This window comes from Psychromonas sp. KJ10-5, from assembly GCF_055808325.1.
The window spans coordinates 1,632,990-1,646,462 of record NZ_CM147864.1 but is presented as its reverse complement, the minus strand read 5'-3'; the positions used below and the strand labels follow the sequence as shown (position 1 = coordinate 1,646,462).

Sequence of the window (13,473 nt, the reverse complement as noted above, 5' to 3'; positions counted from 1 at the left end):
GAAAAGTAGGTACAAAAAAACCTCTGAACATCACTGAGCAGAGGCTGTTGATTATAGGCTTTAGTATTGCTTAAGCTTGGTAGCCGCCTTGAATGCCTTTGGTTGTTACTGATACTGCATCGTGGGCATGTAAGCTTTCGTAATGATTTACACGCAACCAGAAATCATCAAATAATACTTGTTCATTTAATGCAAATTTCAATTGACGAGCTGCATCTTCACAAAACATTAAGTTTTGACCATTTAAGCGTGCAAACTCTTGCTCATCTTCACGTTTAACTGCTGCTTGTACTGGTGTTTTCAGGGTTGCTTCAATTAAATCTATTAATGCAATAATAGGAAAGTTATCCGCTGTATCGCTTAATTTAACCTTAATTTCTGCAACACTACGTTGGCTGTGTGGTGTTGCTACAATGCCTTGCGTTGAACCTAACCAAGTTAATACATCTTCTTTAGCAACATTTTCTTGTTGATCATACTGTTTGCTAAATGCATCTTGAATTAATTGACGTGCTAATGCGGCAGAGCATGGGCAAGTTGAAGAATAAGGTACATCTACTTTTAATTCGAAATCAAACTTTCCATCGATTAAACGGCCTACAATGACTACTGGGTAAGCTTTCCAACCACGTTTCTCACTGATTAGTGACTTACGACGCAAGTTATAATCAAAAGCAATTTTAACAAAAGCTTCAGAACTCAAATCATGGTGACTTTCAATAAAGCCATTTAAAAGAGTTGTTAATGTATCAAGCGTTAATTCAGACTCGGTAGAAAGTTGATCTAACTGCAAGTACAAACGAGACATGTGAATGCCTTTTGCTTGTGGGTCACCAAGGTTTACGAATACTTCAGCCTTTGCGCTGACTTGTTGAGCAGGGCAATTATCTGTTTGTACCATTAACGGTAACTCAATATTACTCATACCAACGCGGTCAAGCGTTCCTTCAGTTTGAGCTTGTGCGCTATTTGCGATATCTGGCATTGCCATTCAATAAGGCTCCCTTCAACATGCTTTACATGGATAAATGATTATAAAATTGAGCGCGCATTATAAACGGGTTCTCGACAATTAAAAACCATGAAATACAAAGGTTTTTTCAAACTAATTGATAATTTATACCAATACTTGTAGATCAATAGGTAATACTTAAGAAAAAAGTGATTGATTTTACTGAATTTAACAACAGTTTTGATTTGAAGAAGGTTAACGGCAAATAAAGTCGGTACAATAGTTAAATAACTATTTTGTCGATAAACAGAGTGAGGATGCGTGAGTTTACTTAACCTTAAAACCTGGGTGCATTATTATGTGGCGTTATTAAAACGACTCGGCCCAATCAAATTTAGCTTATTATTAGCTTTTGCCATTATTTCAGCTGATGCTTGTTTACAGGTAATTATTACCCATGTTTTCTCTGAAGAGTTAGATCTCGCTGATATATTTCGTTCTTTTGTGCTTGGCTTAATTATTACTCCCTGGGCTGTTTATTTTTTAAGTGTGGTGGTTGGTGATTTAGATAATGCGAGACACCGATTGGCATCAACAGTACAAAAGCTAGAAAATATTTCTAGAGATGATAAAGCTAAAACGACGCTGCTAGAAAATGAGATTCTAGAACATCAAAAAACCCAGTTACAACTCATAGAAGGCACTAGTCTCTTACGCTCTTTTTTTGATACTTCTCCTGACCTTATTTTTCATTGTGATGTGGATGAACGTTTTGTGAGTTGTAATAAAGCAATGGGTAAGCTACTTGGAAAAACTGAAGATCAATTAGTAGGATTATCGCCAAGTGATATATTTCCGCCAGAGTATGCTGAAGCGGTTACTGAGCGTCATCATAGAGTTATTGAAACTCACCAAGAGGAAATTCATGCGACTTGGTTACAATACCCTAATGGTCATCTATCATATTTTGAAATCCGAGCTCTGCCTTTATTCAATAGTCGACAAGAGTGCATAGGATTAATAGGTTTTGGCCGAGACATCACTGACCGTAAGAAACATCAAGAATTTCTTGAAAAAGCAAGTCGCGATAAAACTACTTTTATTTCGACTATTAGCCATGAATTACGTACGCCACTTAATGGTATAGTAGGCTTGAGTCGTATGTTACTAGATGAAAGCTTTAATCAAGAGCAAATACAGTATCTTAAAACTATCCACATGAGTGCTATTACCTTAGGTAATATTTTTAATGATATTGTAGATCTTGATAAATTAGATAGAAGACGTTTAAATTTAGCCAATGATTGTATTACTGTTGACGATTTTATGAATGATTTGCAAAGTTTAGCGTATATTCAAACGGAGCAGAAAAAACTTAAATTAGTATTTGAGCAATCCCCTGACTTACCTAACTGTTTGTATTCTGATGGGACTCGTTTGCGCCAAGTACTATGGAATTTAATCACTAATGCGGTGAAGTTTACTGATCATGGGCAAGTGACTATTCGTTGTAGTCATAAGGTAGACGGTAATAATAAATGGTTACGTTTTGAAGTTGAAGATACAGGTGTTGGGATCCCGGAAGATAAGTTAGATAAAATCTTTGCTATGTATTATCAAGTAAAAGGAGAGCGCCATGCCACAGGGACTGGGATTGGTTTGGCGGTATCGAGCCAAATCGTAGAAGCGATGCGAGGGCGTTTAACGGTCTCCAGCAAACTAGGTAAAGGCAGTACATTTACGCTTGAACTGCCAAGTGCATGCTCGCCTAAACAGGTTAAGTCTCATTTCACTGCACCAACCTTATCGATTTTGTTAGTTGAAGATATTGAACTCAATATATTAGTCGCACGTGCATTATTGGAGAAACAAGGGCATCAGGTTGATGTAGCAATGAATGGTCAAGAAGCGATTGATAAAGTAACTCAATATGATTATCAATTGATTTTAATGGACATCCAATTACCGGATATGGATGGTTATGAAGTGACACGTCGTTTACGTGAAACGCAAAAAGACTTACCACCAATTGTTGCTTTAACTGCAAATGTCTTCTCTAATACTCAGCAATTTGTCGAAAAAGGCTTAGATGATGCGATCGGTAAACCATTAAGCTTATCTTTATTAAATGCCATGTTAGAGCGTCATTTTAGCGATGGTCGAGCGATTTCCTTGACCCAAAGTACTCACCAAGAAACAGAGGTAAGTAAAGTTCAAGTCACATTGTTCAATGAAATCATGTTAAAAGAGCTAATGGAGTTCTTACCTACATCGGTAATGTTAGATAATGTCAGCCTGTTCGAAGGGTTAATGCCTGAATATCTTGCTGTATTGGAAAGTCATATGGTAGCCAAAAATCAGCAAGGGATAGTCGATAAATCTCATAAGATTAAAGGAGCCGCCGCTTCTATTGGTTTATTACGTATACAAAACCTATCACAAAAAATGCAATCACCTGACTTGCCTGCATGGTGGGATAATATTGATGACTGGCACGATATGATTAAAAACTTGTACTTGAAAGATGTTGCTGACTTGAAAAAGTGGATCGTAGCCAATGGTTAAGTCATTAACGTGAGTGGTGCTAAGTACAATCACGGATAGATAGTAAAAAGGCTAACAAATTTGTTAGCCTTTTTGATATAAAGTGACGTATAAAACGTCTTTAGTTTTCTAGTTCACCGCAAAAACGATAACCTTCACCATGGATTGTTGAAATAATCTCTGCTGATTCTGGCACACTTTCAAAGTGTTTACGGATACGACGAATCGTTACATCAACTGTCCGGTCATGGGTTTTAAGCTCACGGCCAGTCATTTTCATTAATAAATCTGCACGGGTTTGAATTTTACCCGGGTTTTCAATGAAATGTAGAATTGCTCTAAATTCACTGCGTGGTAACTTAAATACTTGGCCATTTGGACTAATTAATGAGCGACTGTCTATTTCCAATGTCCAACCGCTAAACTTGTAAGATTCAACTTTCTGGCGAACTTGTTCAAAATATAACGTATCTTGCATGGTACGTGTTAATAAATTACGAGCACGAATCGTTAATTCACGTGGATTAAAGGGTTTAGTAATATAATCATCAGCGCCAATTTCTAAGCCTAAAATCTTATCAACTTCATTATCGCGTCCAGTTAGGAATATTAATGCGATATTTTTATGTTCGCGGATTTCTCGTGCTAATAGCAAACCGTTTTTACCTGGTAAGTTGATATCCATAATAATAAGGTGAATATCATTGTTATCTAATACCTGGTGCATCTCTTCGCCATCATTGGCTTCAAAGACTTGGTAACCTTCTGCTTCAAAAACACTTTTTAATGTACTTCGTGTTACTAACTCATCTTCAACAACTAAAATTTTAGCGCTAGACATGAATTGACTCCTATAAAATTAATAATGCTTTCTCTACTTCGCTTGAAGTTAAGTAGAGTGAAACCGTTAATGCCATGTACATGTATATGACGAGGTGTTTTTTAAACAATGTAGGGCGTTGAATACGAATGCGGTTTAAAAAACTTAGTTTCTAATAGCTAAAGTGTAATTACTTAACATATAGATAACAACTTATTATGTCGCTAAACGAGCCTTTTAGCTTATCTAATTGATATTTATCAACAGATTTGTGGGTTTAGCTAACATTTTGTTATTTGTTATGCCAATTAATTGCAACCTATTTCCGTTGTTTGTTTCAGTCAGCAATAAGCTTTGATATAATCGAGAGATAATAGATTTAACGAAAATAACAAAAACACATGGATTTAACTTCAATTTTTCAGTTTAAACAAAGTAGCGCTGCACTTCGATTGCAGTGCTTTTGGTTATTTGTAAAAAAGTAAATTCAATCTTTATAAAACCCGCTATTGATGGCGGGTTTTTTCGTATTAAAGCAGGGGGGTACGATGCGCGTACTTAAATTTGGCGGGACTTCATTAGCAAATGCACAACGTTTTAATCAGGTTGCTGATATTGTCATTAATAATCATCAACAATCTCAAATTGCATTAGTTTTATCAGCACCATCAGGTGTGACTAATAACTTAGTTGCAGTCGTAGAAAAAACCAGCCAAGGATTATCTGCTGACGAGCATTTAGTTGCGATTCAAAAAATATTTTCAGAACTTATCCAAGGTTTGAAGTCAACTTACGTTGAATTAGCTGATGAATTATTACGTACTACCTTCGAAACTGAAATCGCTGAGCTAACCAAGTTATTAGAAGGTGTTCGCTTATTAGGACAGTGTCCTCCGAGTATTGAAGCGCGTATTTTGAGCAAAGGTGAAGTATTAAGTATTGCTTGTATGAAGCAATTGTTAATTGCAAAAGGTCAAGAAGTAGAGACAATTGTCCCTCAACAAAAGCTTATTTCCTTTAAAGGTGGTTATTTAGAAGCGCAGATTGACATTAAAGCATCACGTGCGTTATTTGAAAAAGAAACTATTGTCGCTAATGCAATCTACTTAATGCCTGGATTCACGGCGGGTAATTCTGAAGGTGAAACCTTAGTATTAGGTCGTAATGGTTCAGATTATTCTGCCGCAGTATTAGCCGCTTGTTTACGTGCTGAATGTTGTGAAATTTGGACTGATGTCGATGGTGTTTACAGTTGTGACCCACGTTTAGTAAAAGATGCTCGTTTATTAAGTTCGTTAAGTTACGCTGAAGCGATGGAGTTATCTTACTTTGGGGCTAAAGTTCTGCACCCAAAAACTATTGCGCCAATCGCACAACATAGCATCCCTTGTTTAATTAAAAACACGCATAATCCACAAGCGGAAGGTACTTTGATTAGCTCACAAAAGAGTGATCAAAAGCTACGTGTTAAAGGTATTTCAGACTTAAAAGGTTTGAGTATGCTTAGTATCTCGGGTCCTGGCATGAAAGGTATCGTCGGCATGGCCGGTCGTATCTTTACGACAGTTTCTCGTGCCGGTGTATCGATTATTTTGATCACGCAATCATCATCTGAGTACAGTTTAAGTTTTTGTATCTATTCAAATGATACACAACAAGCGATTGATGCATTAACTGAAGAATTTAGTTTAGAGTTTGAAAATAACTTATTAGAAGAGATTGATGTTATCGATAAACAGGCGATTATTTCGTTAGTTGGCGATGGCATGAAAAAAGAAAAAGGTGTTGCTGCACGTTTCTTAATGGCGTTAACTGATGCCTCAATTAATGTCACTGCTATTGCGCAGGGCTCTTCTGAGCGTTCAATTTCTGCGGTAGTATCTGAGAAAAAGACCAACGAAGCGGTAACAGCTTGTCACCACAGCTTCTTTAGCAAAGCACAATTCATCGACCTTTTTGTTATTGGTTGTGGTGGTGTAGGTGGCGCATTAGTGGATCAAATCCACCGCCAACAAAGTTATTTAGCAGAACGTAATATTGCAATTCGTGTGTGTGGTGTAGCAAATAGCCGTGCCATGTTATTAGATGTTAAAGGCGTTGACTTAACAAACTGGCGTGATCAGCTGAAAGATGCCACTTCAGAGCTCTCATTAGTGTCAATGAAAGCTTTGGTAGATGGTTCTCATATCATTAATCCTGTGATTGTTGACTGTACAAGTAATGATGCAATTGCAGCGCGATATGTTGACTTTTTAGGCGCAGGTTTCCACGTGGTAACTGCCAATAAAAAAGCCAACACAAGTAGCATGGATTACTATAATCAGTTACGTTTAACTGCTTTAATGAAGCGTCGTAAATTCTTATACGATACTAACGTAGGTGCAGGTTTACCAGTTATTGAAAACATGCAAAACTTGTTTAATGCAGGTGACAGTTTAGTTAAATTTAATGGTATTCTATCGGGCTCTTTATCTTTCATTTTTGGTAAATTAGATGAAGGTCAGTCGTTCTCTGATGTAACAACTGAAGCTCGTAATATTGGTTTTACCGAACCAGATCCGCGTGATGACTTAAGCGGTACTGATGTTGCACGTAAACTCCTGATATTAGCACGAGAAGCGGGCATGGAATTAAGTTTAGACGACGTTGAAGTCGAGCAAGCCTTACCACCAGGTTTTGATGATACGGGTACAACTGACGAATTCATGGCTCGTTTGCCTGAAGCTGATGCCTACTTTAAAGAGTTACAAGACAAAGCACATGAAGAAGGTAAAGTACTGCGTTACATTGGAAGTATTGAAGATGGTAAATGTAAATGTAGTATTATGGCGGTTGATGAGAATGATCCGTTAAATAAGGTAAAAGATGGTGAAAATGCATTAGCCTTTTATAGCCAATATTACCAACCAATTCCATTGGTATTACGTGGCTACGGTGCAGGAACTGAAGTAACTGCAGCGGGTGTGTTTGCCGATGTACTAAGAACATTAAACTGGAAACAAGAGTTTTAATATCAACTCTTATCAGGAACAGGGGTTTTAAAATGTCTATTGTTGTTTACGCTCCCGCTTCAACAGCGAATGTGAGTGTAGGATTTGACGTATTAGGTGGGGCATTGACTCCTATTGACGGAGCGCCATTAGGTGACCGTGTTAAAATTACTAAAGGTGATTACGGATTTTCATTACAGTGTGTAGGTCCATATTCACATAAGCTACCAGAAGATTATAAAAATAATATTGTTTATGATTGTTATTTAGCTTACCAAGCCGCACTAACAAAAATGCATAAAGAAATCTTACCAGTGTCGCTAACGCTAGAAAAAAACTTGCCTGTGGGCAGTGGTTTAGGCTCTAGCTCAAGCTCTATTGTTGCGGCATTAGAAGCATTAAACGCATGGCATGATTACCTGTTAGACGAGCATACTATGCTTAGTTTAATGGGGGATATGGAAGGTAAAATCAGCGGCAGTGTACATTATGATAATGTTGCACCGTGCTACCTAGGCGGCATGCAGTTGATGATTAATGAGGGGGGTGAAATCAGCCAAAAAATTCCTTCATTTAAAGAGTGGTATTGGGTAGTTGCTTATCCGGGTATTGCTATTTCAACATCGGCAGCACGTGATATTTTACCATCACAATACCGTTTATCAGATGCGCTAACTTACGGCCGTCGTTTAGGTGCCTTTGTACATGCTTGTCATAGTAATCAGCCTGCATTAGCGGCAACTATGCTCAATGATGTTATCGCTGAACCTTATCGTTCACAATTGATCCCTGGTTTTGAAGATGCACGTGTATTTGCAAAACAAAGTGGTGCATTGGCAATGGGTATTTCAGGTTCAGGTCCAACTGTATTTGCAGTCATGACTGATTTATCACAAGCGGAATTATTAAAAAATTGGTTAACAGAAAACTTTCTTCAAAATGAAGATGGTTTTTGTCATATTTGCCACCTTGATGAACAGGGTGCGCGCGTGTTAGGAAAAGAGTTATGAATTTATACAACATCAAAGACAATAGTGAACAAGTCAGCTTTCAACAGGCTGTAAAACAAGGACTAGGACGCGGCCAAGGCTTATTCTTTCCTGACACTATTACACCGTTAGATAATATCGATGCGCTACTAGAAATGAATCTAGTGGATCGTTCAACTGAAGTATTATCACACTTAATTGGTGATGAACTAAGCAAAGAAACAGTGCACAGTATTGTTGCTAACGCTTTTACTTTTCCTGCTCCAGTAAAAAAAGTAACAGATAATATCAATGCATTAGAGTTATTTCACGGTCCAACGCTTGCGTTTAAAGATTTTGGTGGACGTTTTATGGCGCAATGTTTAGCGTCATTTAAGGACGATGGAAAAATTACTATTTTAACAGCAACGTCTGGTGATACTGGTGCGGCTGTTGCTCATGCATTTTATGGTATGGAAAATATCAACGTAGTTATCCTTTATCCAAAAGGAAAAATTAGTCCATTACAAGAAAAACTGTTTTGTACATTAGGTGGTAATATCTCTACAGTGGCTGTTGAAGGTGATTTTGATGATTGCCAGGCAATGGTTAAACAAGCGTTTGATGACCAAGAGTTAAAACAAGCTGTAGGTTTAAACTCTGCTAACTCAATTAACATCAGCCGCTTATTAGCACAAATTTGTTACTACTTTGAAGCGTTTGCACAATTAGATGCTAAACAACGTGAAAACTTAGTCGTGTCTGTTCCAAGTGGTAACTTTGGTGATTTAACCGCTGGTTTATTAGCAAAAGCATTAGGTTTACCGATTAAACGCTTTATTGCAGCTACTAATGAGAATGATACTGTGCCACGCTACTTGAAAGAGGGCACATGGGCACCGAAGAAGACAGTTGCAACATTATCTAATGCAATGGACGTAAGTGCACCCAATAACTGGCCACGTATTGAAGAATTATTCAAAGTGAAAGGTTGGTCTTTAGCTGAATTAGGTTACGGTAAGTTATCTGATGATGAGACTAAGAAAACCTTGGTTGAAATGGATAAATTAGGTTACGAGTGTGAGCCGCATGGTGCGATAGCCTTCCATGAACTAACAGCTCAGCTTCAAGAAGGTGAAACTGGTTTGTTCTTATGTACTGCTCATCCTGCTAAATTCAAAGAGAGCGTAGAAGAGATCCTAGGCCGTGATATCTTCATTCCAGAAGAGTTAGCATCACGTGCAGATTTACCGTTATTATCAAAAGAGTTTCCGGTTGATTTTGCTAAAGTACGCGAATTGTTAATGTCTTTGTAAGATGAACTAACCTTTTTAGTATTAAATTAGGGCGTATTACACGCCCTTTTTTGGGAGTAAAATATGGGTAAGGTATTAAACGATCTTTTAGGTCAGTTAAGTTTAGAAAAACTAGAAGTAAACTTATATCGAGGGCAAAGCCAAGACTTAGGGTACGGTGCTGTATTTGGCGGTCAAGTTATGGGGCAGGCTATTTCTGCAGCTAAAGAAACGGTAAAAACTGATCAACAAGTACATTCTTTTCACTCTTATTTTTTGCGTCCTGGTAAAACAGACCAAGCAATTGTGTATGACGTAGAAAGAATTCGTGATGGTAACTCATTGTCCGCAAGGCGCATTAAAGCGGTACAAAATGGTAAGCCTATCTTTTACATGACCGCTTCTTTTAAAGCTACTGAAAAAGGCTTTGAGCATCAAGATGAAATGCCTGATGCACCTGCGCCGGAAGATCTAATTTCGGAGCAAGAGATGGCGTTATTGCACTCGGATATGCTGCCTGATTTTATTCGCGATAAACTGGTTTCAGAAAAACCGATAGAGATGCGCCCGGTTACTTTAATTAATCCTGTTGAACCTGATATTGAACCCCCTAAACGTTTGGTATGGTTTAAAGCGAATGGGCGTATGCCAGATGATTTGCGTGTACATCGTTATCTTCTTGCATATGCGTCAGACTTTAACTTTTTACCTACAGCGTTACAACCGCATGGAGTGTCGTTTTTAGATGAAACAATGCAAGTGGTTACTATTGACCATTCAATGTGGTTTCACCATGATTTTCGTTTAGACGAGTGGCTATTATACTCAGTTGAAAGCTCGGTTGCTTCCGATGGGCGTGGTTTAGTAAAAGGGCAGTTCTTTACGCGAGAAGGTAAGTTAGTGGCTTCTAGTGTGCAAGAGGGCTTGATACGACAACATCGTAAGGCAAAACCTGTGATCAAAGTACCTGTCGAAATGGCGTCTACAAAAGAGTCATAAGAAGTGGTGGAGCTATGCGGGATCGAACCGCAGACCTCAACGCTGCCAGCGTCGCGCTCTCCCAGCTGAGCTATAGCCCCACTATATGACTGCTAACAGAAAAATTAAAACAGTATTATCTGTTGGCAACATCATACGTTAAATTAAACCAGTAGCAAAATAGTTTTATTAAAATAAGTATTATTAAATCAATGAGCTATATTCAAAAGCGAGTGGCGATTTTAGTGAGTGATTTTGTGTAGTGAAAATGGCTTATGCTAGCGATACCCATTATATTAAATAAGTGATTGGTATAATAAGCCATTTTATTATTGTGTTGTTTAATGATGGTTTATTAAAACGAGGTTATTGAGTTTCGATTCGATAAAAACGCGTTGTGCCACTCACTTCATTACCCACAATTAAGATAGGTGTTCCCGTTGGGCTTGCTTTTGCAGCAACAAACTTAAACCCTTCTGGTCCTAAGTCTCCGGCATCCACTTGATAGCTTGCAATACCTTGTTCATTTTTATTTTTCTTATTGTTTTTTGGATCAACGGACATATCTCTATTATTTAGATATTGTATAAATTTAGCTTGGCTTGGTTTGCTAATGTCATAGACCATAATGCCGCCCATTCTTTCTAAGCCAATAAATGCATAGGTCTTGTTATCAATTGTTGCAACGGTTAATGCTTCAGGCTCAGGGCCTTTTTTAGCACTACGATCTTCGGCTTTTAATTTACTATGGCTTTGGTTAAAGTTGTTACCGTATTTTTCCGCAGTTATACGTTCGAAATCACTTCCTGAATCAAATACCATTGTATTGCTTTTCATATCCCAAATCGAGAAAGATCGACCACCAAAAGTTAATAGACGATCTACTTTTCCATCGGCGTCTAGGTCTCCATATTTTGCTGTCATTGAATGTGAAAATTTAATACGGTCAACGGTATCTGAGAGTGAACCACCTTTTGCAAAGTGAGTTAAATCTAATTGTGTACTAGCTAGTTTAGGTGCATAAATCTGACTTGAAAAGGCATCTTTTAAGCTAATATCATCGGCACATTTTTGATCTTCTAAGTGATAGTATAAATGGCCTTGTTCGCACTCTGCCTGTGATAAGTCACTTACCCAATCACTTCGGTCATCACCTTCATTCGCTGTAATAAGGTAATCAACACCATTGATACGGGTTGTTGCAATAGAATCGGGTTGATACATACCGAGCAATGGCTGTTTACTTAACAGTGCTTTTTTATCTTTATCATTTCCATCTAGCTCATTACCATCTTGTAAATGGTCTTTCAGACCTAGAGCCATGATTTGGTCGATACGTTTATTTGCAAGGTCAATAATAGCGATGGCATTGTTTTCCTGTAAGGCCACATAGGCCTTTGTACTATCTTCGTTAACGGCAATATATTCGGGCTCTATATCTTCTGAAACGCTTGCCTTATATCCGTTAAGTAATAGCCCTTTAGGCAAGTCAGCGTGTCGAGAACCAGATTGATTAAATGCCTTAAAGTTGATGATTTTGCTATCTGTGGTTAGAGATTTATTATTCCAGTTAATATCAATGATTGCGACTTCACCTTCAGGATCTATTTCGTAGTTATTGACACTTGGTTCACCTTCAAGTGCGACCAATACTTGTTTACCATTGGGGGTAAAAGTTACCATATCGGGTAATGCACCTAACGCATTGGCAGAAATAAAGCTTAAATCATGTGTATTGTAAAAAGCGACCCAGCCTATATCTGTTTTAGTTTTTGCTTCGATAGCTACAGCCAATAGTCCGTTGTAAACATCAATACTATTTGCTGCTCCGGCTTCAGCGTTAAGATGCTGCTTGATATCAGCTTTTACATTCAAATGCTTAGATAAAATCGGGTCATCAATGTTTTGACTGTTGATTACGTCAATCTGACCTGATTGTGCATTCACAACAAAGGTTTGCTGTGTATTTTTATCAAAGGTGACAATTTCAGCTGCACTTTGATCAAATATATTTGATTGATAACGTCCTGCTTCAACGAGTTTTATTGAAGGTACATTTTGTTCAGCAGCAATAATAGTTGGAGTTATGATTGTAGAACAAAGGATAACGGAAGTGATGATATTATATTTCATGATTTTTCTCTGAGCATTAAGAAGGATGAGCAATAATATGAGGTGAATTTATGACAATTCTATTAATTTGCTTAAACAATCTATTAATTTGAACAAAAAATCATCGTTAACGTAGGCAAAACATGGCGGCACGTTTAAATTTAAAACAATAATTGTTCTTTTAATATCAACATGTTGAAAATATAAGCGGTCAGTTAATTATTTCGTTTTTATTACTGTTTAGGGGTTGTGCTTAGCATTAACTTCTCTATAATACGCCTCACTTGCTTGAGAACACTTTAAAGCAATCGCCCGGGTGGTGAAATCGGTAGACACAACGGATTTAAAATCCGTCGCTTAATAGGCGTGCCAGTTCAAGTCTGGCTCCGGGCACCAATTATAAGAAAAAGCTTCGCATTTGCGAGGCTTTTTTTTTACCTTTAATTTAGTGATTACCACTATTTATAACACTTATTCCCACTGTATTAGGGGGATCTAAATTTTCTATAGTAAATGCTTTAATTTGAATCGAGAGGATTTATAAATACTGGTTTCTTTCATCGGCTTTTAATAAAGAAGAAGCATTTGAAGGCTGTAATATGGATTCGCTCACTATTAAAATTATTATTATTTTTCTAACCGTTATTTCTGCTGACTCCCATTAATTTAAAAAAACATCCATTCAGTTTATTGTTTTATAGACCTTTCTATTTCAATCAGTTAAATTTGACTATCATGCAATATCATTAAATAAAACTAATTTAAATATATCATTGTCAGTATTTTTGACTAAAGTTGTAGCATATCTAGCTAA

General features: G+C 37.4%; 8 protein-coding genes and 2 tRNA genes. 6 read left to right on the top strand and 4 right to left on the bottom strand.

Annotated features, from left to right (window positions below):
- Positions 1-70 precede the first annotated feature (70 nt).
- Positions 71-991 (bottom strand): GTP cyclohydrolase FolE2, encoded by a 921-nt coding sequence (gene folE2 / locus AC0L3W_RS07310; protein WP_290037542.1) that lies wholly within the window; start codon positions 989-991, stop codon positions 71-73.
- 282 nt (positions 992-1,273) lie between these two features.
- On the opposite strand from folE2, the gene arcB reads away from it, so the two are divergent.
- Entirely contained in the window at positions 1,274-3,517 is a 2,244-nt protein-coding gene (gene arcB / locus AC0L3W_RS07305) for an aerobic respiration two-component sensor histidine kinase ArcB (protein WP_409439285.1), read from the top strand.
- Positions 3,518-3,617: 100 nt separating this feature from the next.
- Here arcB and arcA read toward each other — a convergent pair whose 3' ends face one another.
- Positions 3,618-4,337, bottom strand: a complete 720-nt coding sequence (gene arcA, locus AC0L3W_RS07300) for a two-component system response regulator ArcA (RefSeq protein WP_290037547.1) — start codon at positions 4,335-4,337, stop codon at positions 3,618-3,620.
- Between the two features lie 527 nt (positions 4,338-4,864).
- Between arcA and thrA the strand changes: the two genes are divergently transcribed.
- The 4 genes from thrA to tesB all read left to right on the top strand — a co-directional run bounded on the left by thrA (position 4,865) and on the right by tesB (position 10,568).
- Positions 4,865-7,327, top strand: coding sequence for a bifunctional aspartate kinase/homoserine dehydrogenase I (gene thrA, locus AC0L3W_RS07295; RefSeq protein WP_409439286.1), 2,463 nt, complete (start codon positions 4,865-4,867; stop codon positions 7,325-7,327).
- Positions 7,328-7,359: 32 nt separating this feature from the next.
- A complete protein-coding gene (gene thrB / locus AC0L3W_RS07290) occupies positions 7,360-8,316 on the top strand; it encodes a homoserine kinase (protein WP_290037551.1) in 957 nt (318 codons plus the stop codon).
- The gene (gene thrC, locus AC0L3W_RS07285) at positions 8,313-9,590 is read left to right on the top strand and encodes a threonine synthase (protein ID WP_409439287.1); all 1,278 of its coding nucleotides are present in this window, start codon (positions 8,313-8,315) and stop codon (positions 9,588-9,590) included. Before thrB ends, thrC begins: the two co-directional genes overlap by 4 nt.
- A 63-nt stretch (positions 9,591-9,653) precedes the next feature.
- A complete protein-coding gene (tesB, locus tag AC0L3W_RS07280; RefSeq protein WP_290037554.1) occupies positions 9,654-10,568 on the top strand; it encodes an acyl-CoA thioesterase II in 915 nt (304 codons plus the stop codon).
- Between the two features lie 4 nt (positions 10,569-10,572).
- Here the strand turns inward: tesB and AC0L3W_RS07275 are convergent.
- Positions 10,573-10,648: transfer RNA gene (locus AC0L3W_RS07275), tRNA-Ala, on the bottom strand.
- 265 nt (positions 10,649-10,913) lie between these two features.
- On the bottom strand, positions 10,914-12,680 hold the full coding sequence (locus AC0L3W_RS07270) for a choice-of-anchor I family protein (RefSeq protein WP_409439288.1): 1,767 nt from the start codon (positions 12,678-12,680) through the stop codon (positions 10,914-10,916).
- A gap of 289 nt (positions 12,681-12,969) precedes the next feature.
- Here AC0L3W_RS07270 and AC0L3W_RS07265 point away from each other — a divergent pair.
- Positions 12,970-13,055 (top strand) — tRNA-Leu (locus AC0L3W_RS07265).
- Positions 13,056-13,473 lie beyond the last annotated feature (418 nt).

Bases quoted from the DNA above. Each gene is read 5' to 3' on its own strand.
- AC0L3W_RS07270 (WP_409439288.1), bottom strand. From the start codon at position 12,680: ATGAAATATAATATCATCACTTCCGTTATCCTTTGTTCTACAATCATA.
- tesB (WP_290037554.1), top strand. From the start codon at position 9,654: ATGGGTAAGGTATTAAACGATCTTTTAGGTCAGTTAAGTTTAGAAAAA.
- thrB (WP_290037551.1), top strand. From the start codon at position 7,360: ATGTCTATTGTTGTTTACGCTCCCGCTTCAACAGCGAATGTGAGTGTA.
- thrC (WP_409439287.1), top strand. From the start codon at position 8,313: ATGAATTTATACAACATCAAAGACAATAGTGAACAAGTCAGCTTTCAA.
- arcA (WP_290037547.1), bottom strand. From the start codon at position 4,337: ATGTCTAGCGCTAAAATTTTAGTTGTTGAAGATGAGTTAGTAACACGA.
- folE2 (WP_290037542.1), bottom strand. From the start codon at position 991: ATGGCAATGCCAGATATCGCAAATAGCGCACAAGCTCAAACTGAAGGA.
- thrA (WP_409439286.1), top strand. From the start codon at position 4,865: ATGCGCGTACTTAAATTTGGCGGGACTTCATTAGCAAATGCACAACGT.